The 24897-nt window shown below is 46.0% G+C and carries 19 protein-coding genes; 18 read left to right on the top strand and 1 reads right to left on the bottom strand.

Going from position 1 to position 24897, the window contains the following annotated elements; all coding sequences use genetic code 11:
- Nucleotides 1–6 precede the first annotated feature (6 nt).
- The 17 genes from OU793_RS12535 (at nucleotide 7) to tldD (ending at nucleotide 19926) form a co-directional block, all read left to right on the top strand.
- Nucleotides 7–1230 (top strand): type II secretion system F family protein, encoded by a 1224-nt coding sequence (locus OU793_RS12535; RefSeq protein WP_015297334.1) that lies wholly within the window; start codon nucleotides 7–9, stop codon nucleotides 1228–1230.
- A 3-nt stretch (nucleotides 1231–1233) separates the two neighbouring features.
- Entirely contained in the window at nucleotides 1234–1695 is a 462-nt protein-coding gene (locus tag OU793_RS12540) for a hypothetical protein (RefSeq protein WP_025504363.1), read from the top strand.
- A gap of 294 nt (nucleotides 1696–1989) precedes the next feature.
- The gene (locus OU793_RS12545) at nucleotides 1990–2445 is read left to right on the top strand and encodes a type II secretion system protein (RefSeq protein WP_025504361.1); all 456 of its coding nucleotides are present in this window, start codon (nucleotides 1990–1992) and stop codon (nucleotides 2443–2445) included.
- A gap of 70 nt (nucleotides 2446–2515) precedes the next feature.
- Nucleotides 2516–2746 carry a type II secretion system protein gene (locus OU793_RS12550; protein ID WP_005432800.1) on the top strand — a complete coding sequence of 77 codons (231 nt, stop codon included), beginning with the start codon at nucleotides 2516–2518 and terminating at the stop codon, nucleotides 2744–2746.
- 119 nt (nucleotides 2747–2865) lie between these two features.
- Nucleotides 2866–3351 (top strand): type II secretion system protein, encoded by a 486-nt coding sequence (locus OU793_RS12555; RefSeq protein ID WP_025504359.1) that lies wholly within the window; start codon nucleotides 2866–2868, stop codon nucleotides 3349–3351.
- Nucleotides 3348–3914: a type II secretion system protein gene (locus OU793_RS12560; RefSeq protein ID WP_005481015.1), complete on the top strand. Its 567-nt coding sequence runs from the start codon at nucleotides 3348–3350 to the stop codon at nucleotides 3912–3914. Before OU793_RS12555 ends, OU793_RS12560 begins: the two co-directional genes overlap by 4 nt.
- Nucleotides 3915–4628, top strand: coding sequence for a PilW family protein (locus OU793_RS12565; protein WP_029828005.1), 714 nt, complete (start codon nucleotides 3915–3917; stop codon nucleotides 4626–4628).
- On the top strand, nucleotides 4618–5052 hold the full coding sequence (locus OU793_RS12570) for a hypothetical protein (RefSeq protein WP_009707649.1): 435 nt from the start codon (nucleotides 4618–4620) through the stop codon (nucleotides 5050–5052). Before OU793_RS12565 ends, OU793_RS12570 begins: the two co-directional genes overlap by 11 nt.
- A 5-nt stretch (nucleotides 5053–5057) precedes the next feature.
- Nucleotides 5058–8954 carry a DUF6701 domain-containing protein gene (locus tag OU793_RS12575; RefSeq protein WP_140103012.1) on the top strand — a complete coding sequence of 1299 codons (3897 nt, stop codon included), beginning with the start codon at nucleotides 5058–5060 and terminating at the stop codon, nucleotides 8952–8954.
- A 151-nt stretch (nucleotides 8955–9105) separates the two neighbouring features.
- Nucleotides 9106–10149, top strand: coding sequence for a rod shape-determining protein (locus OU793_RS12580; protein ID WP_005381144.1), 1044 nt, complete (start codon nucleotides 9106–9108; stop codon nucleotides 10147–10149).
- A 137-nt stretch (nucleotides 10150–10286) separates the two neighbouring features.
- Nucleotides 10287–11183, top strand: a complete 897-nt coding sequence (mreC, locus tag OU793_RS12585; RefSeq protein WP_005461822.1) for a rod shape-determining protein MreC — start codon at nucleotides 10287–10289, stop codon at nucleotides 11181–11183.
- A complete protein-coding gene (gene mreD / locus OU793_RS12590) occupies nucleotides 11173–11661 on the top strand; it encodes a rod shape-determining protein MreD (RefSeq protein ID WP_005461823.1) in 489 nt (162 codons plus the stop codon). The genes mreC and mreD overlap by 11 nt, the downstream gene beginning before the upstream one ends.
- A 4-nt stretch (nucleotides 11662–11665) precedes the next feature.
- Nucleotides 11666–12235, top strand: a complete 570-nt coding sequence (locus OU793_RS12595; protein WP_005461824.1) for a nucleoside triphosphate pyrophosphatase — start codon at nucleotides 11666–11668, stop codon at nucleotides 12233–12235.
- A gap of 18 nt (nucleotides 12236–12253) precedes the next feature.
- On the top strand, nucleotides 12254–13723 hold the full coding sequence (gene rng, locus OU793_RS12600; RefSeq protein ID WP_005461826.1) for a ribonuclease G: 1470 nt from the start codon (nucleotides 12254–12256) through the stop codon (nucleotides 13721–13723).
- A gap of 11 nt (nucleotides 13724–13734) precedes the next feature.
- Complete coding sequence (locus OU793_RS12605) at nucleotides 13735–17613, top strand: YhdP family protein (RefSeq protein WP_029797984.1); 3879 nt, start codon at nucleotides 13735–13737, stop codon at nucleotides 17611–17613.
- A gap of 34 nt (nucleotides 17614–17647) precedes the next feature.
- A complete protein-coding gene (locus OU793_RS12610) occupies nucleotides 17648–18469 on the top strand; it encodes a carbon-nitrogen hydrolase family protein (protein WP_140103009.1) in 822 nt (273 codons plus the stop codon).
- A gap of 11 nt (nucleotides 18470–18480) precedes the next feature.
- Nucleotides 18481–19926: a metalloprotease TldD gene (gene tldD, locus OU793_RS12615; protein ID WP_020835343.1), complete on the top strand. Its 1446-nt coding sequence runs from the start codon at nucleotides 18481–18483 to the stop codon at nucleotides 19924–19926.
- A gap of 70 nt (nucleotides 19927–19996) precedes the next feature.
- Here the strand turns inward: tldD and OU793_RS12620 are convergent, their stop codons facing one another.
- Nucleotides 19997–21373, bottom strand: coding sequence for a PhoH family protein (locus OU793_RS12620; RefSeq protein WP_029797986.1), 1377 nt, complete (start codon nucleotides 21371–21373; stop codon nucleotides 19997–19999).
- Between the two features lie 557 nt (nucleotides 21374–21930).
- Between OU793_RS12620 and rapA the strand changes: the two genes are divergently transcribed.
- A complete protein-coding gene (gene rapA / locus OU793_RS12625) occupies nucleotides 21931–24840 on the top strand; it encodes an RNA polymerase-associated protein RapA (protein ID WP_159404027.1) in 2910 nt (969 codons plus the stop codon).
- Nucleotides 24841–24897: the final 57 nt, after the last annotated feature.

The raw sequence follows: 24897 nt of genomic DNA on the forward strand, positions 1-24897 counted from the left end.
AAGTGAATGCCAACTTTTCGTTATCAAGGCCGCACATTAGACGGCTCATCAACCAGTGGCAAAGTCGATGCGGTGAATTCAGAAGCCGCAGCGGAAGCGTTGATGAATAAAGGGATCATCCCGCTCAATCTGCGATTAGAGAAAGAAGGCGTAAAGAACCACGTTAGTTTGTCTAAATTGTTGGTTCCTGCCATTCCACTGGAAGTGATTATCCTGTTTTCTCGTCAGTTGTTCAGCTTAACTAAAGCTGGTGTGCCTTTGCTGCGCTCAATGCGCGGCTTACTGCAAAACTGTGAGAACAAACAGCTTAAAGAAGCGCTAGAAGATGTGGTTTCTGAGTTGAGTAATGGTCGTGGCTTATCGTCTGCGATGCAGCCGCACAACAAAGTGTTTAGTCCGTTATTCGTTTCCATGATCAACGTGGGTGAGAATACCGGTCGACTCGATGAAGCATTGCTGCAGCTAGCAAACTACTATGAGCAAGAGCTAGAAACACGCAAACGCATTAAAGCCGCGATGCGCTACCCGACGTTCGTTATAGTATTTATTACCATCGCCATGTTCATTCTGAACATTCTGGTTATCCCCGAGTTTGCATCGATGTTTACTCGTTTTGGGGTTGAGTTGCCGCTTCCAACTCGGATCTTGATTGCGACGTCCAACTTCTTTGTTCACTACTGGGGATTGCTCATTGCCGCTATGGTCGGTGCATTCTTTGTGTTCAAAGCTTGGGTTGCGACAGCAGATGGGCGGGAGAAGTTTGATAAATTTCGTCTCCGCTTACCAATCGTTGGCGATATCGTAAATCGCGCTCAATTGTCGCGTTTTGCTCGAACATTCTCGTTGATGTTGAAATCAGGTGTGCCGCTCAACCAATCTTTGGCGCTTGCTGGTGAAGCATTGGGTAACCGCTTTTTAGAAAATCGAATTTTAGAGATGAAAGCAGCCATCGAAGCGGGTAGCACCATTTCTGTTACCGCCATCAACAGCAATATTTTTACGCCATTAGTTATTCAAATGATTGCAGTTGGTGAAGAAACGGGTCGTATTGATGAACTTTTGCTCGAAGTCTCAGATTTTTATGATCGAGAAGTGGATTATGACCTTAAAACACTGACGGCAAGAATAGAACCATTACTTTTGGTCATTGTCGCTGGGATGGTGATGGTACTTGCATTGGGTATTTTCTTACCAATGTGGGGGATGCTGGACATCATAAAAGGCGGCTAATGCGTGGTTGAGAATCAAAGCCGAGCAACGCTCATTATGTTTGGCTTAGTTGCGGTCATCATCGTGGTTGGAATGGCGATTAAATTGCAGCCAGTCACTGAAGAAGCACAAGCGACAGGTGCAAAACTCGCAAAGGTTTGGATGCTAGACAGTGTTCAGCGTTATCACCAAGCGTGGTTAGTGCAAGGTGAGCCCAATCATATGGAAATGGATGGTTTTCAACTCACCATGACTGAAGGGGGATTGGTGTCGCCGTTCACACAACAAGGCGTACTCGATTGCGGATATTGGTTAGCTGTTCATTACCCGCAACGTAAGATTATGGCTAGTGAGTTATTAGATATTAGCGGAATAATCAAAAGTAATCGTTATATCTGCAACTATACTTACGAAAGTGGCCAAACAATTGTAGTTATGTCTACCGCTAATCGACTGATAATAGACGTCGAAATGTCGGCGGAGTGAATTTTTTGACACTTAAGTACTATAAATGGGAATGAAAGTCGGTATAATGCAAACATTACCATAAGCCTAAGGTTGTAATAAAAGGTAAACCATAAAATGATTACCTTTGTTATCAAACCTTTTCGGAATAATGGCGATTCGTCATTCTGCTCAAGCGGTAGATACAGTATCCACTTCACGGCCAGTTTTAGTGAACGTTGCTGCTCCAAACCGTTTTGACAATATCCAAAATGGTCGCGTGACCTAAACGAAACCTTGCAGTCACACTGCATGCTTACATAGAGAGAGTAAACAATGAAAAGACAAGGTGGTTTCACCCTTATCGAACTAGTAGTGGTTATTGTAATCCTAGGTATTCTAGCGGTAACTGCAGCACCACGTTTCCTTAACCTGCAAGATGATGCTCGTAACTCAGCTCTTGAAGGCCTAAAAGGTGCGATGGCTGGTGCGGCTGGCATTACTTACGGTAAAGCTGCAATCGAAGGTCAAGAAGCAATTGCAGATGGTGCTATTAGCATCGGTTCTAACACAATCGATCTAAATTACGGTTACCCTAAAGCTACAGCTAAGGATCTAAACTTAGTTGTGGAAGGTCTAGAAGATGATTGGACTATTGTGAGCGGTGGCACTGGCAATGCAACAACTATTACATATGGTTACGACGGTTACACCAAGTGTTACGTGACGTATACGCAAGCTGATGAAAATAATGCAGCTAAAGCTGAAGTTGTTGGTTCATGTAAAGACTAATACTTTGAATGTAAAGGCCAGCTAGTCTGGCCTTTATCTCTATATTTTGATGAATCTCGGAATAGTTCATATGCGTAAATCATCGGGTCTTAGTGCAATAGAGTTTGTGGTTGTGCTGATTATCTTAGGTGTGATCGGTTATGTGGTATTACCAAGATTTATCAGCTTCGAGCCAGAAACTTATGAAGCAAAGTGGGAGCAAACCAAGCAAACCGCGGAGCATGTTTCTGAGACGCTAAGCAACAAAGAAACTTACGATCGAATTGAAGAAGAATTGGAGCGCTCAAAAGGAGAGAAATGACCTTTTGGCAGTTATTTGTACACTTGCTCACAGTTCGAATTTAAAACTTATAAACCTATCATTATTCTCATAATTTCATCGTATACTTACTTCGCTTGTCCTAAGCCTAAGGTTGGGTTATGAAAATTCGCAGCTCTACATTAGGGTTTACATTAATGGAGCTGATCCTAGTGATCGTCCTCCTTTCCATTCTTTCTCTCTACGCTGCTAGCCGATTTATGGGCAAAGGTGGTGTGTCTGCATTCGCTCTTCAAGAGCAGGCTATTTCAGTGATTCGCCAAGTACAGGTGAATCGCATGCAGTCAAACACCTCGACCACAGATACCAATTTCCAATTGCAAGTTTCCTCTAATTGTATCGGCTCGGTTGCGGCTTGTTCATTAACTGGTAGTGCGAAAGAGACTCGTAGTGACTTGGTTGAAGATTCCGCTGCAACGTTCAGTTTAACTGGAGCAACAAGCCCGATTAACTTCGATTTACTGGGGAATCCATTGAATGTCGCTTCTGGTGGCGTGTCTATTCTTATCCGTGATGTAAACGGTCAAAGCCAATGTCGAGTGCTGATTAACTCTCAAGGTTATGTCTCTGAGGGTTCATGCTCATGAGAAAACAACTCGGTATGACCTTAGCTGAAATGATCATTGCTATTGTCCTGATGGGTATTGCGATGGTGGCATTTACCTCCTTTCTTGTACCTCAAATTCGCGACTCTGCACTGCCACATTACCAAACCAGAGCAACTGCGCTTGGACAAAGCTATATGTCGCAAATTTTGGCGCGTGGTTTTGATGAGAACAGTGACTTTGATGGCGGTCTATTACGTTGTGGTGAGAACTCGACTTCCTGCACCCTACCGGCCAACCTTGGTCCTGACTCTGGTGAGTCTATTCCCGAAAACTTTGACGATGTTGATGATTACATCGGTTGTTGGAGTACACCAACGACGGCGAGTCAATGCCAAGGGACAAACCGTGGCAATATCTCAGATATTTTGGGTACAAGTAGTGAAGACAAGTACCGAAACTTCCGAGTTGAAGTCGGTGTGGCATATGACAATCTGACTGCTACACCACCGACAGGAATCACTAACTATAAAAAAGTCACGATTACGATTTTTGCTAGTAACACTCAACCTCTGACACTGACTGCAATAAGAGGTAACTACTGAATGAAAACTCGTGGTTTCACCTTAATGGAAATGATCGTCACCATCGTAATTGGTAGCTTCATCATGCTTGGTATTGCAGGTTATGTGCAGTTAGGCATGAAGGGGTACGCAGACACGATTGACCGCCAACGAATGCAAACGCAAGCGCAGTTTGTGCTAGAGAAAATGTCGCGAGAAATTCGTCACGCAGTCCCAAACAGCTTTCATGTCCCTACCGGAACTACCAATTGCTTGGAGTTTATGCCGATTGAATATTCTGGTTTTTACACGCTGACGAACAACAACTTAGAGTTTCTGTTAGGAAATGACTCTACATTGAATCCTATTCCAGCAAATCGTTGGATGGTGATCAATCCAAGTCGCTATGAAGACTTACAATCTACCTCTCCACAGAGTTTAGCGGTCGGCGGTTTAGTCAAAACCGGCGATGTTTTTGTGGTCAGTGGTGCAGCCAGTACGATTGGTGGTACTTCCATTTCTAGTCGTCATTACATCTATCAAGATAACTCTGAAGTACGTTACTGCTTCGACAATGGTCAAATCACGCGTAATGACATTACGGTTGCGGATAGTGTAGATACTTCTGTTAGTGATATGCATTACCTCGAGCCAACACTTCAACGTGGCGGTATCGTGCATATCAACTTAGAGTTCACTCAAAACGGGGAGCGTAGTGTTTACCAACAAGACGTGCAGGTGCTCAATGTTCCGTAAAAAAGCTCAGCAAGGTAATGTCCTGATCGTCGTATTGTTCGTCATCATTGTGATGGGCTATCTAGCTGCATCTTTAATGAAGGTGAGTTGGTCAAACCAAAGCACGTTAACCAGAGAATTCTTAGGAACGAAAGCTTGGTTTATTGCGCAATCTGCCAATGAGTGGGCTCTAACTCAGCTTTATCCTTTAAATGACACTACTCCAGATGTGGCCGATTTTTGTGCCAATACGGTAAGTGGCGCTACACCAAATGTTACACAAGGCACAGGTTGCCAATTAAGTGCTATGACATGTTCAAACATTGGTACCTTTAATGCAGGTACCTCTGAAGCTGAATCTCTATTTAGAGTGCAAGCCACAGCAATTTGTGGTTCTGGGGTTGCACAAGTACAGCGACAACAAGAGATTTGGGTTAGGGAGTAAAAATAATGAGAAAAATAATAACGCTAATACTGGCTAAAGTACTTTTGCTTTCTTCTTTTGCGGGTTTTGCTGCTGTCAATAACAACCCTCAGTTTGAATTCGGCACAATCCGTGCTGAAGACTGTCAGGTATTAGACAATGAGCGAGGTGTCACTTGTGATATCAAGTTCCAAAATACTTACGACGAAGAACCCTTGGTCTTCGTTATGTCGACGATTGATGCATCAATGTCGAACTTTTCTCAAAAGAAAACAGAATACCCGTCAGATCTACGAGTGTGGTCAAAGTCCAAGACTCAAGCCACAGTGAAGCAGTTGTTTCCACCTCATAGTACTGCTTGTAAGCGTTTGAGATATAACTCAAGCAAGAAAAAGTGGCAATGTACAAACAACAACCAAGGTGAAAGAGTTACTTTTGTTGACGCGCCAATGGAAGACATTGATTACCTAGTTATTGAACCTGGCGTGATTAAGTTTGACGGCGATGCAATGATCGTAGCAGGTAAGGTAAGCTCTAACCTTACTTATTCGAATATCGGTGGTTCAACGTACCGAAGCAAAGACGTTAAATTTCGCAATTATGGTCTTAACACGCAGTTTGCTTCCGCTCCTGGAGTTTTGGTTCAACTCCAAACCAAAAATAACTACAAAGATAATCAACCTCTTTGGTTAAGTTCTATTGCTTTGAATCCGACCACACAAGGTTTTTCACTAATCCTTGACCGTTCAGAAGTAACAAAGAACGCTGAGTTAAAACATTCGGAAGAAGTTGGTTTTGTTGCGGGTTTAGGGCAGGGTTTCGTAAATGGCCGTAAATTTTGGTTAGGTGATGGTTCAACAAGAAACACTCTAGGGGACTTGGATGATAACGTCATCAAACCAATCACAGAAGGGTGTTTGCAGGTTAGTGACTTTCCTGTTTCTGGCTTTAAGTCGGCACCTGTGTTGCTTGCGTCTAAAAGAACCCGTAATGGTAACAATGGTGGTTGGTTACGTCGTTGTTCTGTAACGAAAACAGGCGTCGCACTGATCAATGAAGAAGATATGCAAAAAGACTCGGAACGTGGTCACGTTGTCGAGCCATTCTCCTATTTCCTTTTTGATAAACCTCCAGTTGATGGGGTTTGTGAACTTTTCCCTTCGCCAGCTCAAACATGGGATTCAAATAATAATGCCAAGCTTGAGATGAGTAATACTGCCAAAATTTCTGGCGCGCAATTAAGTAACGGTAAGCGTTACGTTGGTTTCCGCCCAGCAGATATTACGATGCATAACCAAGCTAACTGTGATGGCCAAAGCTGTCTGGGTGACTCAGGTTTGAGAGTGAAAAAACAGGAGCTTGAAAGTTTTCGGTCTCCTGATGACCCGAACTTGACTAATGTGAATATATGGCAAGATGAGCGTGAGTTTAGCAATAATGAGGTGATTGGCACCCTAACTGTAGGTAAAGGCAAGGTAACTTTTAAAACAGGTACTTATTGGGTGGGGAGTATCAACTTAAACAATTCAGGAGTCATTGAAATACCTGATGGAGAGAAAGTTACTATCCATACAAAAAGCCTATCGATAAGTAATAACGATAGCCACTTTGGTGAAGTGGGAGACGCTGAGTTAGTTGTGCTTGTACATGGTTCAAGTGATGGGCAGGTTGTACTTAGTCAAAACGCAGTTTTTACAGGTCTACTGTATAGTGAAAAAGATGTTTACCTGAGCAACTCAACGATTGTAAATGGTGCGATCACTGCAAGACGAATTCAGATGAACAACAGCTCACAAATTATAGCGACCGATAACCACTGTTTTACGCCTTCTGACAACTATGAAGTAACGCTATCACCAGCAACACAATATGCGCTGATGTGCGGGACAGAGCAACCTAGCTTTGAAATAGAAACCAAGAATGATGGCTATGCGGAAAGTACAGGGGTTACTGTGCAGGTTTATCCTGATGCCGATAAGCTCTCTGTAGAAGTTGCTGATAGCACTGGTACAGGCACTTACCCAAGCTTTACTACAAGCAATGTGTCTTCGAAGCTTGGTAAGTTGAAGCTACAAGTTACCGTTACAGATCAAAATGGTATTGAGCTTAATGACGAATATACGTTAAAGGTTACGGTGGACAATGATCCATCAAAAACGCAGACGTCTACCTTCAAATTTGTACCATTCAAGTTTGACGTAGATGACCAAACAATCGTAGCTGGTAAAAATTATCAAATAGAAACAAGAGTATTAGCTTGTAGCGATGGCCAGCAAACGGTAGTGAAAAGTTACACGGGCTCACCAAGTGTTCAGTTGGAAATCGAAACACCAGCTGACGGGCGCAGTGACGAGAGCTTATTAACATATGAGCCTAAATTTATTGACTCAGAGCAAGGTAAGACATCAGATACCTTTAAGCTAATGGAGTCGGGCTTGTACACAATCAAACTCGAAGATGCGAATTTCACGTGTGATCCTCAGTACTCAGATGGGTGTCCAATCGCTCCGGATGAAGAGAAAGGTGAGCAAGAATCAGTGGTTCTCAATGGCTCATTCAGCGTTAAGTCTCGACCATGGAAAATTGCCGCATGTAATATTGTGGCGAAAAATAGTGGAAAAACTAACCCTGCGACACAAGCTACTGGTGATGGCTTTATTGCCTCTGCTGAAAGCTTTAATGTGACTTACAAACCAGTCGTTCATAGTGACTCACGTGGTAATGCTACCAATGTTTGTGAATACCCACTGACACAAAACTATTTCTCTGATTCAAATACGGCTGCACCACTTGATGCTGAGTTTTCTGTCTTGTATCCATCGGGTGGTGATATCGCCAACTTAGACCCAAGTAAAGGTTCAAGCTTAGACTTTAGCTCTGAAGAAGCTAAAGCGGGTAAAGCAGTTGAATACGCTTGGGATGAAGTTGGCGCTTTAAACCTTAAAACTAAAGCAACGTATTTGGGAGAGAAGTTAGATGAATATGACGTCACCGTTGGTCGTTTCTATCCTAAATATTTTAAGGTTGTGGACAGCTCTTGGACTTACCCTGATGAGCTAAGTTTTGTTTACATGAATCAGCCTTTTGATGGGGTCGAGTTCAGCGTAGAGGCTTTGAATGCTAACAAAGCTGCGATTAAGAACTATGCAGACTTTGCTACAAAAGCGGAATTCAACCTAGATGATATTGACGATTATTCGGCTCGCTTTGATGCTCCCGATTTTGGCGCTGGTGACTGGAGCAACGAATCTGATAAAAGTATCGGAGACTTCTCAATTGGTAATAGTGGTCAGTGCATTGGCAGTGCTTGTTGGAATAAAGACTTTGGTGGCAATTACCCTGACGGACCATTTAACTCAGTGATCGGTACTGATAAATCACAAATTGGTTTGATATATACCTACAATGCAGACCCTGTTGAGTTTATTACTGACGGAGACTCTAACTCACGTTTAGTAAAACAACCCGATATCCGCTTTGGTCGTATTGATCTAGATGATGTTGGTGGTAACCAAGGCTCGGTATTACATGTGCCACTCCGAGTTGAATACTGGAATGGTAGCCGTTTTATCGCCAACCCTAATGACAATCAAACCGATGTGAAAGGTGTCACTGCCGCTGAAAGACATATTTGGCCAACAGGTGCTGATGCTGATCCTAAAGCGGTTACACTAGGAGCTGGTGGTGAAGTGTCTTCTGGTTCTTCTCGCTCTGTAACTGCAACTCAAGCGGAACCATACCGTCAGCAAACGCGCGTTTGGTTAGATCTAGATGACTCTGCAAATGGTTTACCTTGGCTCAAATACAACTGGGATAATAAGAGTGCTGGAGAAGAAAACCCATCTTCCGTTGTCACATTTGGTATTCATCGTGGCAATGATCGCGTGATTTATCGTGGCGAGCCGGGATTAACCGGACAGTAACAACTTCGGTTTCTTGCGTTAAGTAAGGAAACTGCAAGAAATTGAGGCTTTCTGCTCATGTTTGTGTACCAATGCCTTGCTGTGACAGCGAGGCATTGGTACATTTAGGACAATTTTTGTCTTCTAAATTTTTGCAGGATGAGCGAAGAGTATGTTTAAGAAACTTCGTGGCATGTTTTCTAACGATCTATCTATCGATTTGGGTACTGCCAACACTCTAATTTACGTAAAGGGACAAGGTATTGTCCTTGATGAACCTTCTGTAGTTGCTATTCGTCAAGATCGTGTAGGTTCTGCAAAAAGCGTTGCTGCAGTCGGTCATGCAGCAAAACAAATGCTGGGTCGTACACCTGGTAACATTTCAGCTATCCGTCCAATGAAAGACGGCGTAATCGCTGACTTCTACGTAACCGAAAAAATGCTTCAGCACTTCATCAAGCAAGTGCATGATAACAGCATCCTTAAGCCAAGCCCTCGCGTACTAGTTTGTGTTCCTTGTGGTTCTACTCAAGTTGAGCGCCGTGCGATTCGTGAATCAGCATTGGGTGCGGGCGCACGTGAAGTTTACCTAATTGACGAGCCAATGGCGGCGGCGATTGGTGCTGGTCTGCGTGTTTCTGAGCCAACAGGTTCGATGGTGGTCGATATCGGTGGTGGTACTACTGAAGTTGCCGTTATCTCTCTAAATGGTGTGGTTTACTCGTCTTCTGTACGTATCGGTGGTGACCGCTTTGATGAAGCCGTTATCAACTACGTGCGTCGTAACTACGGCAGTTTGATTGGTGAAGCTACGGCAGAAAAGATCAAGCACGAAATCGGTTCTGCTTACCCAGGTGATGAAGTTCAAGAGATTGAAGTTCGCGGCCGTAACCTTGCAGAAGGTGTGCCACGCAGCTTTAGCTTGAACTCAAACGAGATCCTAGAAGCGCTTCAAGAGCCGCTATCAGGCATCGTTTCTGCAGTCATGGTTGCGTTAGAGCAGTGTCCACCAGAGCTAGCTTCAGATATCTCTGAAAACGGCATGGTGCTAACCGGTGGTGGCGCACTACTGAAAGATCTTGATCGCCTACTTATGGAAGAAACGGGTATTCCGGTAGTTATCGCTGAAGATCCACTAACGTGTGTGGCTCGTGGAGGTGGTAAAGCACTAGAAATGATCGACATGCACGGTGGCGATCTGTTCTCTGAAGAATAAAAATGTAGGTGAAGCTCATTACGGGCTTCACCTTCTTTTCTGCTCTCTCTGTAATTCAAACATGCTCCATATCTGAACGCGTTTCAGGTTGCCAAGTAAGGCTCAATAATCATGGAAGCAATCAGGTTAAAAACAAGATGAAACCGATTTTTGGCAGAGGCCCGTCTCTGCAATTACGTCTGTTTTTTGCTGTCATCGTGTCGGCGAGCTTGATGCTGGCTGATAGTCGTCTAGATACGTTTTCCAACGTTCGCTACCTACTCAACAGTATGGTTGCGCCAATTCAGTACGCAGCGAATATGCCTCGCAGTATGTTTGATGGTGTATTCGAACGTTTTAATACTCGTCAGGCATTAGTAGAAGGCAATCGCAACTTAAAGCGCGAAGTGCTTCGTCTAAAAAGCGAATTGATCTTGCTCGACCAATATAAAGAAGAGAACCAACGCTTGCGTAAGTTGCTTGGCTCGTCTTTTGTTCGTGATGAGAAGAAGGTCGTGACCGAAGTAATGGCGGTGGATACTTCTCCTTATCGTCATCAAGTGGTGATTGATAAAGGCCAAATTGACGGTGTGTACGTTGGTCAGCCCGTTATTAACGAAAAAGGTATTGTCGGTCAGGTTACGTTTGTTGCGGCGCACAATGCGCGCGTATTGCTACTGACAGATGCAAAAAATGCCATTCCAGTTCAAGTCATTCGTAATGATATTCGAGTGATTGCGTCAGGTAATGGTGAAATGGATGAAATCCAACTGGAACACATTCCAACCAGTACAGATATTCAAGTTGGTGATTTACTTGTGACCTCCGGTCTGGGAGGCATTTACCCTGAGGGTTACCCTGTGGCGACGGTCACGAATGTGGATCACGATACTCGTCAAGAGTTTGCATCGATCAAAGCCGAACCTGTGGTGGAGTTTGATCGTCTACGATACTTGCTGTTGATCTGGCCAAACGAAGATCGTCAGCACAAAGTATTGCAATCCAATGCGAATGACGGGTTAGAGCAAGAACAAGAGGTAACTAATGGCCAGTAATGTATTGCGTAGCAGAATGGTGATTGGTGTTAGTTTCTTCGTTGCGCTAGTACTGCAAACCATTCCTTGGCCAGGTGTATTGGACCTACTTCGTCCTTCATGGCTATTTTTGGTGACGTGTTATTGGGTGCTGGCATTGCCGCATCGAGTAAACGTCGGCACGGCGTTAGTGTTGGGCTTATTGTGGGACATTCTCATTGGTTCAACGCTAGGAATTCGGGGCATGATGATGTCCATTGTCATCTACTTGGTGGCACTGAATTTCTTGCTAATTCGTAACATGGCATTGTGGCAACAGTCGATTTTAATTGCCTTTTTTACTGCGTTATTGGAAGTTTTGATATTCTGTGGGGAATATTTGAACCAGGACGTAGTATTTAATCCATTATCTCTGTGGACGGCGGCAATAAACTGTATACTTTGGCCATGGATGTTTTTATTAATGCGACGAGTTCGTCGCGCTTGGCACGTAAGGTAATGCGGTGAAAAAGAGCCTATCTCTCGTTCTCGCTTCGGGTTCTCCGAGAAGAAAAGAGCTGCTTGCTCAACTAGGCTATGACTTTGATATCGTATTACCGGACATCGAAGAAGCCAAACAGGCTGATGAGCAAGCACAAGATTACGTGCTGCGTCTTTCTTTGGAAAAAGCTCAGGCAGGCTTAGCGTTGGCTAAGCCTGATTCCGTTGTATTGGGCTCAGACACGGTCGTAGTATGCGATGACCGTGTGTTAGAGAAACCCAAAAGTTTTGAAGATTCAAAGCGTATGCTTACTGACTTATCCGGTCGTCGTCATCAAGTGATGACAGCGGTGAGCGTCGTATCATCGGAACAACAACACTCGGTGGTCGTCACCACTGACGTATGGTTCAAGCCACTGACTCACGAAGAAATCGAACAATATTGGCAGTCAGGAGAGCCATGCGATAAAGCTGGAAGTTATGGTATTCAGGGACTCGGAGGGCGATTTGTCACCCGAATCGAAGGCAGTTATCACGCTGTAGTAGGCTTACCTTTGTTCGAAACCGATCAGCTAATTCAAGAATTTTTATAATTGTTTTGAGGTGTGCACATGAGTGCAGAATTGCTGCTTAACGTGACCCCGAGTGAAACTCGTGTGGCCATGATTGAAGGTGGAGTACTACAAGAAATTCATATCGAGCGCGAATCTCGTCGCGGTATTGTGGGCAACATTTACAAAGGCAAAGTAAGCCGAGTGCTGCCTGGCATGCAAGCGGCTTTTGTCGATATCGGTTTAGATAAAGCGGCGTTTTTACATGCGTCTGATATCGTTCCGCATACTGAATGTGTGGCAGAGAACGAGAAACAGCAGTTTCAAGTTCGTGACATTTCTGAATTGGTTCGCCAAGGTCAGGATATCGTCGTACAGGTAGTTAAAGATCCTCTTGGCACTAAAGGTGCGCGTTTAACTACTGACATCACACTTCCTTCCCGTTATCTCGTCTTTATGCCTGGCGCTAGCCACGTTGGTGTATCGCAACGTATTGAAAGCGAAAGCGAACGTGAGCGCCTTAAAAAAGTGGTGAATCACTACTGCGATGAGCACGGTGGTTTCATTATCCGCACGGCCGCAGAAGGGGCGGACGAGAAAGAACTCTCTCAAGATGCTGCGTTCCTAAAACGCTTATGGCTGAAAGTCATGGAGCGTCGTTCTAAGTACAAGACACGTTCAACGCTGTATGGTGAGCTTGGTCTTGCACAACGTATTTTGCGTGACTTCGTTGGAACGGAACTCGACAAGATTTTGGTCGATTCACGTTTAGAATATGAGAACCTCAAAGAGTTTACTTCTGAGTACGTACCGGAGCTGACCGATAAGCTTGAGCTTTACGAAGGTGACAAGCCTATCTTTGATATGTACGACACTGAGAACGAAATTCAACGCTCTTTGGAGCGCAAAGTTGAGCTCAAGTCGGGTGGTTACTTAATCATCGATCAGACAGAAGCGATGACTACCATCGACATCAACACTGGTGCGTTTGTTGGTCGTCGTAACTTAGAAGAGACCATCTTTAATACCAATATTGAAGCGACTCAAGCCATTGCTCGCCAGTTACGTCTGCGTAACCTAGGTGGTATCATCATTATCGACTTTATCGATATGGCGTCAGAAGAGCATCGTCAGCGAGTACTAACTTCGTTAGAAGCTGCGTTGTCGAAAGACCGCGTGAAAACCAACATCAATGGCTTTACGCAGTTAGGTCTGGTTGAAATGACGCGTAAGCGTACGCGCGAAAGTATTGAACATATTCTTTGTTCTGGTTGTCCTACTTGTGAAGGCCGTGGCACCGTGAAAACGGTTGAAACGGTGTGTTACGAGATTCTGCGCGAGATCACTCGTGTAAACCGAGCGTACGATGCCGACAACTTTGTCGTATACGCATCGCCATTTGTTGCAGAAGCGCTTTTGGGTGATGAGTCTCATGCGCTGGCAGAACTTGAAGTATTTATTGGTAAGCAAGTCCGTATTCAGGCTGAACCCCTGTACATTCAGGAACAGTTTGACGTCGTGATGATGTAATTGGAACATTTGTGAATTCTGGTTTTAACCGTTTTGGGCGTTTTTGCGCGTGGACGTTAGTCACTGTCTTGGTTTTTTTAGCCATTCTAGTGACCACTCTACGCGTCACATTGCCACAACTTAACCACTTCCAAGATGAGATCAAAACCTGGGTCAAACAAGGCACAGGTTTTGACTTTTCTATCTCCAGCGTTGCTGGTTCTTGGCGTAATAGCCATCCCTCTATCGCGTTACTCGGCTTAGAAGCTAACTTACCGAATAACCAAGAAGCTCGATTCGCCGTTGATGAAATTCAAATTGAATTCGATTTGATTCAATCATTACTTCAGTTTAAGCCCGTCGTGGCAGACTTAACCATTCATAACTTGGCATTAGATATTCGCACGGTCGATCTTCTACCTACGTCGAGCAATCAAGAGCCGACCACTGATGTTGATCAAAATGAAATTAAGCTGATTGATCAGCTGGACTCACTATTGCTGCGTCAGTTTGAAGACTTCACCATTACGAATTCACGCGTCTGGTACAAATCGGTATCGGGCGAAACTCGTCGACTCGATATCGAACAGCTTCGCTGGAGTAATCAAGGTAAACGTCACTTAGTGGAAGGCACAGTCAGTATTGCAGACGCTAGCCTGAACTCACTGTTAGTAAATGCTAACTTTAAAGACCATGGTTCGCTGCGTGATGTGTCTGGTGAGTTTTACGTGAGTGCGCAAGATGTCTCGATAACACCTTGGCTTACCACGTACATGCAAGAAGAATCGGGTGCGGAGTCTGGCAAGGTCAGTTTGAATACCTGGCTGACTCTCAAACACAGCCAACCTAATTATGCGTACGTAGAGCTGCAACCGTCTGAGCTCGTATGGAATGAAAATGGTCGCCATGAACTGTTTATCGAATCGGGAGTGTTTAAGCTCTTGCCTGATAAGCAAGGTTGGAAAGTAAATGGTCACTCACTTCAAATTCGCACCGATGACAAATCCTGGCCTGAACTTGATGCGGCTTTTGATTGGCAACCAGATGGCTGGAAGCTCAACCTTTCTCAGCTCGACATTGAGGCGTTGATTCCACTCGTTAAGCTCGCGCCGGAATCGGAATCAACCAGTGACTTACTCAATAAATTAGCGCCGAAAGGTCGTGTTGAAGACATTCGTTTAGCCATGAATGATGGCTTAGATACGTTGCGTTATTCGGCAGATCTCGATGAGTTAGCTATGACTCAATGGGAACTGTTGCCGGGCTTTCAACATGTGCAAGGCAGCGTTGCGGGTGACTTGAAGCAAGCGAAAGCGAAAGTCACGGTCATTGATGATGTTTTCCCGTACGGGGATGTATTCCAAGCCCCATTGAACATCAAGCAAGGCGAAGTCGACATCATCTGGCAGCAAGATGAGACAGGTTGGCGTTTGTGGTCGGATAAAGTCACGGCTGCGACTCCGGACCTTCAAGTGTTGGGCGCATTTCGACTCGATTTCCCTAAAGAGCAAAGCCCATTCCTATCGTTTTATGCTGAGGCGGATCTCTACAACGCTGGTGAAACTTGGCGTTACTTGCCAACCTTGGCATTAGGCCAAGATCTGACGGATTACTTATCGACCGCCATTCAAGGCGGTAAAGTAAACACGGCCAAATTGCTGTGGTATGGCGAGTTAGGAGATTTTCCTTACAAAGAGCACAACGGCATGTTCCAGGCATGGGTTGGCTTAAAAGACGCGAAATTCAGTTTTGATACTGCGTGGCCAACCATTACCGACTTGCAGCTTGATCTATTGTTTGAAAACGACGCCATGTATCTGGATTCCAAATCGGCGACGTTAAATGGCGTTCATGCTAAACGCATCACGGGGCGCATTCCGGAGTTGGCTGAAGATGGTCATATCGAAATTGAAGCTAAAGCCACAGCTCCGGGTAATGAAGTTCGCGACTACATGATGGCTACGCCGTTGGTTGACTCGGTTGGTGCCGCTTTGACGGCCTTGCAAGTCAGTGGCCCGGTGTATTCCGAGTTCCAGCTCAACATTCCTTTTGATATGGAAAAAGACGCGCGAGCTTGGGGTTATGCGGATTTGAAAGACAACCGTGTTGATATTGATGCGCCGCCAATGACGCTAGAAAAAGCCACTGGACGCATTCAGTTCGACAACGATGTGGTGACGACATCTGGTTTATCAGCAGAGTTACTCTCGCAGCCTATTTCACTCGATTTCCACGGCGAAAGTGCGGACCAAGGCTACAACGTGACCATCAATACTTTAGGTGATTGGGATGTAGAGCCTCTCAAGCCTTATTTAGGTGAACGTTGGTTGAGCTTGGTTTCCGGTCATGCGCCTTGGCAAATGGACATTGACTTACAGCTCAACGATGTGGGTTTTACTTACCAAGTAGATGTGTTGGCGCAGCTCGGTCGATTAGCCAGTGAATACCCATACCCATTGACGAAAAAGGTCGGTGAAGCTGGTCAGGCAAAACTCCAAGCATCGGGGAATCAGGAGAGCATTTCGGCTCGTTTGCAAATTCCAAATGCGAAATATCAGACCGAAATTGATATCTCGGGCGATGTGCCAGTGTTAACCGCGACCAACTTAGTTTTAGGCAAAGGCGGTTTTAAAATTAGCCCTGTCGTTGGGCACGATGCTTCGATTCGTCTAGATGAGTTAAACCTAGATAAGTGGGCGACGTTACTGGATACGCCGGAGAGTAAAGCGCAATCGGTGCTGGCAAACATGAAGACGCCTACGATTCCTTTACCAACGCGTATTGAAGTCGAAACGCCGAACTTGTTATTGGGCGGCATTGAGTTTCACGATGTGGCATTGAACGCCAGTAAAAAGAACCTAAGTTGGCAGTTGGACGTGAATAGTCAAGAGGTGAAAGGCAAAGCAACGTACCTCAAACCGTACGATTTATCGGTGTCTCTAGACCATCTGCATTTGTACTTGCCAGACTTTGAGGAAATGACCAAAGAGCGCAGTTCGATTTTCGCTAGTGAAGATCAGAATGCGCCACTTATTACCAACTTTGACCGCAAGTTTCACGCAGAGATGCCAAACTTAACGTTGAACATCGACGATTTTTGGCTGCAAGGTTACAAGGTTGGCAAAGTGAATGTCGACTTACAGCGTCAAGATGATCGTTTGGAGTGGAAAAACATTACCTTCAGTAGCGGCAAAAACCGCATCGATATGAATGGTTGGTGGGAGCTGACCAAAGGTCGTAGCCATTCCAATCTGACGTTAAAAATGAAAGGCGATAACAACACGGATCTGATGGAGCGTTTTGGTATCACGTCTGGGATCCAGCAAGCGCCATTTGAGATCAACGCCAATATGAATTGGGATGGTGCGCCTTGGTCGATGAAGACACCAACCTTGCAGGGGAATGTCTCGACGGAGTTTGGCAAAGGAGTCGTGAGTGAAGTCAGCGGCGCGGCGCGTTTGCTTGGCTTATTTAGCTTGGACTCCATCATTCGTAAGATGCAGCTCGATTTTACCGACGTATTCGACAAAGGCATGGCGTTCAACTCCATCACGGGTACAGGCAAAATCCAAGATGGTGTGTTCATCACTAATGATATTGTGATGGATGCGCTAGCTGGTGAAATGCAAATTCGTGGTATTGCAAACATGACCAGCAGAATGGTGGATGCGGAAGTGAAGTTTACGCCGGATATTACGTCAGGGTTACCAATGCTGACGGCGTTTGCGGTAGCCCCTCAAACCGCTCTGTACGTGCTGGCGATTTCCACGGTAATTTCTCCAGTTGTAGAGGTGTTCACCCAAGTGAATTACGAGGTCAAAGGCCCGTTAGATTCACCAACCGTAAAAGAGATTTCACGTAGTAAAGGCGAATACAAGCTGCCAGAAAAACTGCGTGAGCAGGCTAAATAGATCGCCCGACTAAGTGGTAGAAGGAAGAGAACACATGGAACGTGTTGGCATCATTCAAATGACTTCGGGGCCTGATATTCAGGCGAATTTGGACTTTATTGACCAGCAATGTACTTTGGCGGCCAATCAAGGAGTGAAGCTGGTGCTCACACCGGAAAATGCGGTGTTGTTTGCCAGTCGAGAAGAGTACCATCAACATGCAGAGCCGTTAGGTAGCGGTGCTATTCAAGAGCGTTTAGCCAATATCGCGAAGAGTCATCAACTGACGATTGTCGTTGGTAGTATGCCGATTCAAACCGCGCGAGGTGTGACAACGACGACGCTCGTTTTACCACCTCACGGAAAATGCATTGCCCATTATGACAAGCTGCATATGTTTGATGTCGATGTAGAAGATGGCCATGGCAGCTACCGAGAGTCAGATACTTTCACCGCGGGCAACCAAATTGTGGTGGCAGAAACGGATATCGGCAGCGTCGGCTTGAGCATTTGTTACGACGTTCGTTTCCCCGAATTGTACAAAGCACTGCGTTTAGCGGGGGCGGATATCATTGTTGTTCCCGCCGCGTTTACTGCGGTTACTGGGCAAGCTCACTGGGAAGTGTTGCTGCGAGCTCGAGCAATTGAAACGCAATGTTGGATTTTAGCCAGTGGACAAACGGGAACACACTCTTGCGGCCGTAAAACGTGGGGGCATTCCATGGTGATTGACCCCTGGGGACGCATTCACAAACAACTTCAAGACCAAGTGGGTTTGCTGGTGGCAGAGATAGATTTGTCACAAACCCAGCAAGTAAGGCAGAATATGCCGCTGACTCAACACAGTCGCTTTCAAAATGAATTGAGACGGAAATAAAAGAGCTAACTATGAGCACAAACCAAATAGAACAGGCACTCCTTGCCCCAAATGGTCTGACAGAGCAGGACATTGCTGACACGCTTGCCAGCATTGCTACGCGCCAGATCGATTATGCGGACATCTACTTTCAGTCCAGCTGGCACGAGTCTCTGGTTCTAGAAGACAGCATCATCAAAGATGGCTCTTTTAACATTGATTGTGGTGTTGGTGTGCGTGCGGTGACGGGCGAAAAAACCGGTTTCGCTTACTCAGATCAAATCAATCCGGAAGGTTTGAAGCAAAGTGCAATTGCGGCGCGAGGCATTGCGCAGCAGGGCCAAAATGGCAAAGTTCAAGCATTCAAACGTTCGGAAAATCAAGCTTACTACGACGCAGTTAACCCGCTAGCAAGCTGGGAAAAACAACAAAAAACCGAGTTATTGATGTCTTTGGATGCGTACATTCGCACTAAAGAGCCTCTGATCAAAGAAGTCTCTATCAGCATCAGCGGTGTGCACGAGCAAATGCTAGTTGCGGCTACAGATGGCACTTTCGCTGGTGATACTCGCCCGCTTGTTCGACTCTCCATCAGTGTACTTGCACAGAAAGGTGACCGTCGCGAGCGTGGCAGTGCTGGTGGTGGTGGTCGTTTTGGCTACGATTTCTTCTTGTCTGAAACAGATGGTGTGAAGCAAGCCTTCCACTTCGCGGACGAAGCCATCCGTATGGCGTTAGTTAACCTAGAAGCAGAAGCTGCACCTGCAGGTATGATGCCAGTGGTTCTTGGTTCTGGTTGGCCGGGCGTACTGCTGCATGAAGCGGTAGGTCACGGTTTAGAAGGGGATTTCAACCGCAAAGAGTCGTCGGTATTCTCTGGCAAAATGGGTCAGCAAGTGACGTCATCGCTATGTACGATTGTGGATGATGGTACGCTGAAAGATCTGCGTGGTTCACTCAATGTGGACGACGAAGGTGTGAATGGTCAGTACAACACGCTGATCGAAAATGGCGTATTGAAAGGCTACATGCAAGACAAGCTGAACGCGCGCCTAATGGGGGTAAACCCAACGGGTAACGGTCGCCGCGAATCTTACGCGCACTTACCGATGCCACGCATGACTAATACCTACATGCTGCCAGGTGAACACACACCAGAAGAAATCATCTCGACCGTGAAGAAAGGCATCTACGCGCCTAACTTCGGTGGTGGTCAGGTGGATATCACCTCTGGTAAGTTCGTGTTCTCTGCATCAGAAGCGTATTTGATTGAGGATGGTAAAGTGACTCGTCCCGTCAAAGGGGCAACTCTAATCGGTTCAGGCATTGAAGCGATGCAGCAAGTGTCGATGGTCGGTAACGACTTAAGCATCGATAAAGGTGTTGGCGTTTGTGGTAAAGCAGGTCAAAGCGTGCCAGTAGGCGTTGGTCAGCCAACGTTGAAGCTTGATTCACTGACTGTTGGTGGCACCGAATAAATCACTCGAACCTTGATAAAAAGAGCGCTCATTGGAGCGCTCTTTTACTTTGTGCGTGAATCGATGTGGGTTAGAGGTTCTCTTCTGCAAACTCTGCCAAGCGGCTACGAACCACGCCGTTGAGGTGAATGTTCGCACTGCCTTCAAAGTTCTTGAAGCGTTCGACCATGTAGGTCAAACCTGACGTCACTGGGGTGAGGTAATGTGAGTCAATCTGCGCCAAGTTACCGGAGCAGACGATTTTGGTTCCTTCACCGCAGCGGGTGATGATGGTTTTGATTTGTGATGCAGTGAGGTTTTGACACTCATCAAGCAACACAAACGCATTTTGAATCGAACGGCCACGCATAAAGTTGATCGACTTAAACTGAATGTTGGCTTTATCGCAGATGTATTTCAACGAGCCTTCGGTGCAGTGATCGTGCTTATGCAGCGCCTCCAAAGTATCGGTTACCGCCGCCAACCAAGGCATCATTTTTTCCTCTTCTGAGCCTGGTAAGAAGCCAATCGACTCACCAATGTCTGGCGTGTTACGCGTGACGATGATTTTATCAAACATGCCTTTTTCAATAGTTTGCTCGAGCGCAGCTGCCATGGCCAATAGCGTTTTACCGCTACCCGCCGCACCAGTGAGGATCACCAAATCAATGTCAGGGTCGAGCAGGGCATCGAGCGCCATGGCCTGATAAATGTTTTTTGGTGTGATGTCCCAAGCTCGGCGGTGCATCATGCGTTCTCGGCTTAGGTCGAGTAGGGTTAGCCTGTCTTCATTGATGGTTTCAACGCGGCCTGCAAAATCGCTGTCTTCATCAATGACGTATTGGTTGATGAACGTTGGGTCAAAAGGCTCACGACTGAGTTTGTGGTAGGTTTTGCCCCCCAACGCGTAGCTTTCAACTTCATCAATGCCGCTCCAGAAATCGCCTTCTCGTTGCTGGAAGCCTTTAGTGAGGTATTGAATGTCGTCGATGAGTTGGTCGGTTCGGTAGTCTTCAACAAAGCGAACTCCGGCTCCTTTCGCGCGCAGACGCATGTTGATGTCTTTTGTGATAAGCACGACTTCTCGTGGTGCTCGTTTGTTTTGCAGATAAAGCACCGCGTTGAGAATACGGTTGTCACCGGCTTTGTCGGCGAAAGCTTTGACGGTTTCCTGCAATTCAAAATCCGCCAAAATGGAAATAGAGCCTTGGTCTGGTTTTTCTTTCGATACGGGAATGCCTTCTGAAATTTCATCTGGCGTTGCGTCTTTAAAGAGATCTTCCAAAGCGCGAATAGCTACGCGTGCGTCTCTTGCGACATCGCGTTTGCTGTCTTTAATTCGGTCGAGTTCTTCCAACACGGTCATAGGGATGACGACATCGTGTTCTTGGAAAGAGAAGATGGCGAAGGGTTCATGAAGAAGGATGTTGGTATCAAGTACAAACAGTTTCCGATCGGTATCGCCCATAGCGTCTCCTTGCCGCAGCGCGGCTTTGCTTGCGAGTGGTTAAGCCAAATTCAACATAAGAAATGACCTAACTCTGATTGCTTGCAATAGAGGTTATCGGGCTATCGTCGGTTAGTTAGCAACCGAGTAGCAAGACAACTTACTGCAAACCCGTGTTGATCCTAATCGTGTACTAATGCGCTCAAATTATATGCAATGTCTTTAAGCGCCCCTCATTAGAAGTATACGTAATATTTACTTCCAACAAGTTAATAATTGGCATGAGTTTTTTACAATTTGATTGCATTTGTAATTTGGGAAAAAAAGTTTCCGCTTGGTGCGGTTTCGGCGTGACCTAAATCACAGCTTCAAGTAAGATTAGCGACCTTTTTCTGCGCATAGGCTACGTCCGATTTATCATGTTGAGCTGGCTTAAAAATGTTCAGTCCACACTCGCATGACGAGCTCAATGTGCATAGCAGAAGCCAGAATCAGATCTAAACTATTATCCATGCCCTCGGGTGTGAGTAGACCAACAAGAAATACGAATCAAGAACTAATAACGAGGTAGTCAATTCATGACATTTGCTTTGGGGCAGCGCTGGATTAGCGATACGGAAAGCGATTTAGGTTTAGGTACCGTAGTAGCAATGGATGCTCGTACTGTGACATTGATGTTTGCAGCGTCAGAGGAAAACCGAGTTTACGCACGTAACGATGCTCCTGTTACCCGAGTAACGTTTAACGTCGGTGATGTCATCGATTGCCAAGAAGGTTGGTCTCTGAAAGTTGAAGAAGTACTGGAAGATGAAGGTCTGTACACCTATTTCGGTACTCGTGAAGACACGCAAGAAACCGCAGTTGTTCTGCGTGAGATTTTCCTTAGCAACCAAATTCGTTTCAACAAACCTCAAGATAAGTTGTATGCGGGTCAAATCGACCGCATGGACAACTTCGTTCTTCGTTACCGTGCGCTAAACAACCAGTTTGAACAGCACAAGAGTCCAATGCGTGGTTTGTGTGGTATGCGAGCAGGTTTGATCCCTCATCAGCTTTACATCGCGCACGAAGTCGGTCGCCGTCACGCGCCACGCGTTTTGTTGGCGGATGAAGTAGGTTTGGGTAAGACCATCGAAGCGGGCATGATCATTCACCAGCAAGTGCTGTCTGGTCGTGCTGAACGCATTTTGATTGTGGTGCCTGAAACACTGCAACACCAATGGCTAGTTGAGATGATGCGTCGTTTCAACCTGCATTTCTCTATCTTCGACGAAGAGCGTTGTATTGAAGCATTCGCGGACGCTGAAAACCCATTTGATACTCAGCAATACGTGCTGTGTTCTCTCGATTTCCTACGTAAGAGCCGCAAGCGTTTTGAACAAGCGCTAGAAGGCGAATGGGATCTGCTTGTTGTCGATGAAGCGCATCACCTTGAGTGGAGCCAAGACAAACCAAGCCGTGAATACCAAGTGGTAGAAGGTTTGGCTGAACGTACTCCGGGCGTGTTACTACTGACGGCAACGCCAGAACAGCTTGGTCGTGAAAGCCACTTTGCTCGTCTACGCCTGCTGGATCCCGATCGTTTCTATGATTACGAAGCGTTCGTCGAGGAAGAAGAGCAATACGCGCCTGTAGCGGATGCGATTACTTCACTATTCTCAGGCGAAAAGCTGCCTGATGAAGCGAAAAACCAGATCACTGAACTGTTGTCTGAACAAGACGTAGAACCACTTTTCCGCATTATCGAAAGCAACAGCGATGAAGAGGCGAAAGCATCAGCGCGCCAAGAGCTTATCGATAACCTAATGGACCGTCACGGTACGGGGCGTGTTTTGTTCCGTAACACGCGTGCGGCAATCAAAGGTTTCCCAACGCGTAATGTGCATCTTATGCCGATGGATATCCCACAGCAGTACACCACGTCAATGCGTGTGGCAGGGATGATTGGCGGTAAGATGAGTTCAGAAGCGCGTGCGATGAAGAACCTGTACCCGGAAGAAATTTTCCAAGAATTTGAAGGAGATGACGCAAGTTGGTGGCAGTTTGACTCACGTGTGAACTGGCTACTTGAAAAAGTAAAAGAGAAACGCGGCGAGAAGATTCTCGTGATTGCTTCTCGTGCGAGCACGGCATTGCAATTGGAGCAAGCGCTGCGTGAACGCGAAGGCATCCGTGCGACGGTCTTCCACGAAGGCATGTCGATTCTTGAGCGCGACAAAGCTGCGGCTTACTTTGCACAAGAAGAAGGCGGTGCACAGGTTCTGATCTGTAGCGAAATCGGTTCTGAAGGTCGTAACTTCCAATTTGCCAACCAATTGGTGATGTTCGACTTGCCATTCAACCCAGACTTGCTTGAACAACGTATTGGTCGTTTGGACCGTATCGGTCAAAACCGCGATATCGACATTCATGTTCCTTACCTGAAAGGTACATCGCAAGCGATCCTTGCGCGTTGGTTTGATGAAGGTCTGAACGCCTTTGCAGAAACCTGCCCGACAGGTCGTGCGGTTTATGACAAGTACTCAGACGCTCTGATTGAGATTCTGGCGTCAGGAGATACCAGCACTCTGGATGAGATCATCGAAGAATCAGCGAAGCTGAACAAAGAATTGAAATCGCAACTAGAGCAAGGTCGTGACCGCTTGCTAGAAATGCACTCTAACGGCGGCGAAAAAGCTCAGCAAATCGTTGAGAAAATTGAATCAACTGATGGTGATACAAACCTAGTCACGTTTGCGCTTTCTCTGTTTGATACGATTGGTTTGAACCAAGACGACAAAGGCGAAAATGCACTGGTGGTGACGCCATCAGAGCACATGATGGTGCCAAGCTACCCTGGTTTGCCATACGAAGGGGCGACGATCACTTTTGATCGCGATACCGCGCTTTCTCGTGAAGACATGCACTTCATCAGTTGGGAACACCCAATGATCCAAGGTGGTATCGATCTTCTGATGAGTGAAGGTGTGGGTACTTCTGCAGTATCTTTGTTGAAAAACAAGGCGTTGCCAGTTGGTACGATTCTGCTTGAACTGATTTACGCGGTAGATGCGCAAGCACCAAAACGCAGCGGTATCACTCGCTTCTTACCGAAAACGCCAATCCGTCTGATGATGGACTCGCGTGGTAACGATCTGTCGGCTCAAGTGGAGTTTGAAGGTTTCAACCGTCAACTTAGCCCAGTAAACCGTCATCTTGGCAGCAAGCTGGTGACGTCTGTGCAAAAAGACGTGCACCGTTTGATTGAAGCGGGTGATGTGCTGGTTGAAGAGAAAGTGGAAGCCGTTCGTAAGCAAGCGCAGCAAGATATGCAGCAAAGCTTGAATGCGGAGCTAGAGCGTTTACAAGCTTTGAAAGCGGTGAACCCAAACATTCGTGATGAAGAGATTGAAGCGATTGAAGCGCAAATCAAAGAGCTGACTGGTTACATCAATCAAGCTCAAGTGCAGCTCGACTCGCTCCGTCTGATCGTGGTGAGCCACAACTAATCGCGTAAAACGCATTAAAAAAGGTCTTCAATCGAAGACCTTTTTCTTTATCTGCGG

The organism is Vibrio sp. VP6 (assembly GCF_028823755.1).
Classification (GTDB): Bacteria; Pseudomonadota; Gammaproteobacteria; order Enterobacterales; family Vibrionaceae; genus Vibrio; species Vibrio parahaemolyticus.

What these genes read in the sequence shown, in the direction of transcription:
- OU793_RS12535 (WP_015297334.1), top strand. Translation starts at nt 7, where the DNA reads ATGCCAACTTTTCGTTATCAAGGCCGCACATTAGACGGCTCATCAACC.
- OU793_RS12545 (WP_025504361.1), top strand. Translation starts at nt 1,990, where the DNA reads ATGAAAAGACAAGGTGGTTTCACCCTTATCGAACTAGTAGTGGTTATT.
- OU793_RS12550 (WP_005432800.1), top strand. Translation starts at nt 2,516, where the DNA reads ATGCGTAAATCATCGGGTCTTAGTGCAATAGAGTTTGTGGTTGTGCTG.
- OU793_RS12555 (WP_025504359.1), top strand. Translation starts at nt 2,866, where the DNA reads ATGAAAATTCGCAGCTCTACATTAGGGTTTACATTAATGGAGCTGATC.
- OU793_RS12560 (WP_005481015.1), top strand. Translation starts at nt 3,348, where the DNA reads ATGAGAAAACAACTCGGTATGACCTTAGCTGAAATGATCATTGCTATT.
- OU793_RS12565 (WP_029828005.1), top strand. Translation starts at nt 3,915, where the DNA reads ATGAAAACTCGTGGTTTCACCTTAATGGAAATGATCGTCACCATCGTA.
- OU793_RS12570 (WP_009707649.1), top strand. Translation starts at nt 4,618, where the DNA reads ATGTTCCGTAAAAAAGCTCAGCAAGGTAATGTCCTGATCGTCGTATTG.
- OU793_RS12575 (WP_140103012.1), top strand. Translation starts at nt 5,058, where the DNA reads ATGAGAAAAATAATAACGCTAATACTGGCTAAAGTACTTTTGCTTTCT.
- OU793_RS12580 (WP_005381144.1), top strand. Translation starts at nt 9,106, where the DNA reads ATGTTTAAGAAACTTCGTGGCATGTTTTCTAACGATCTATCTATCGAT.
- mreC (WP_005461822.1), top strand. Translation starts at nt 10,287, where the DNA reads ATGAAACCGATTTTTGGCAGAGGCCCGTCTCTGCAATTACGTCTGTTT.
- mreD (WP_005461823.1), top strand. Translation starts at nt 11,173, where the DNA reads ATGGCCAGTAATGTATTGCGTAGCAGAATGGTGATTGGTGTTAGTTTC.
- rng (WP_005461826.1), top strand. Translation starts at nt 12,254, where the DNA reads ATGAGTGCAGAATTGCTGCTTAACGTGACCCCGAGTGAAACTCGTGTG.
- OU793_RS12610 (WP_140103009.1), top strand. Translation starts at nt 17,648, where the DNA reads ATGGAACGTGTTGGCATCATTCAAATGACTTCGGGGCCTGATATTCAG.
- tldD (WP_020835343.1), top strand. Translation starts at nt 18,481, where the DNA reads ATGAGCACAAACCAAATAGAACAGGCACTCCTTGCCCCAAATGGTCTG.
- OU793_RS12620 (WP_029797986.1), bottom strand. Translation starts at nt 21,373, where the DNA reads ATGGGCGATACCGATCGGAAACTGTTTGTACTTGATACCAACATCCTT.
- rapA (WP_159404027.1), top strand. Translation starts at nt 21,931, where the DNA reads ATGACATTTGCTTTGGGGCAGCGCTGGATTAGCGATACGGAAAGCGAT.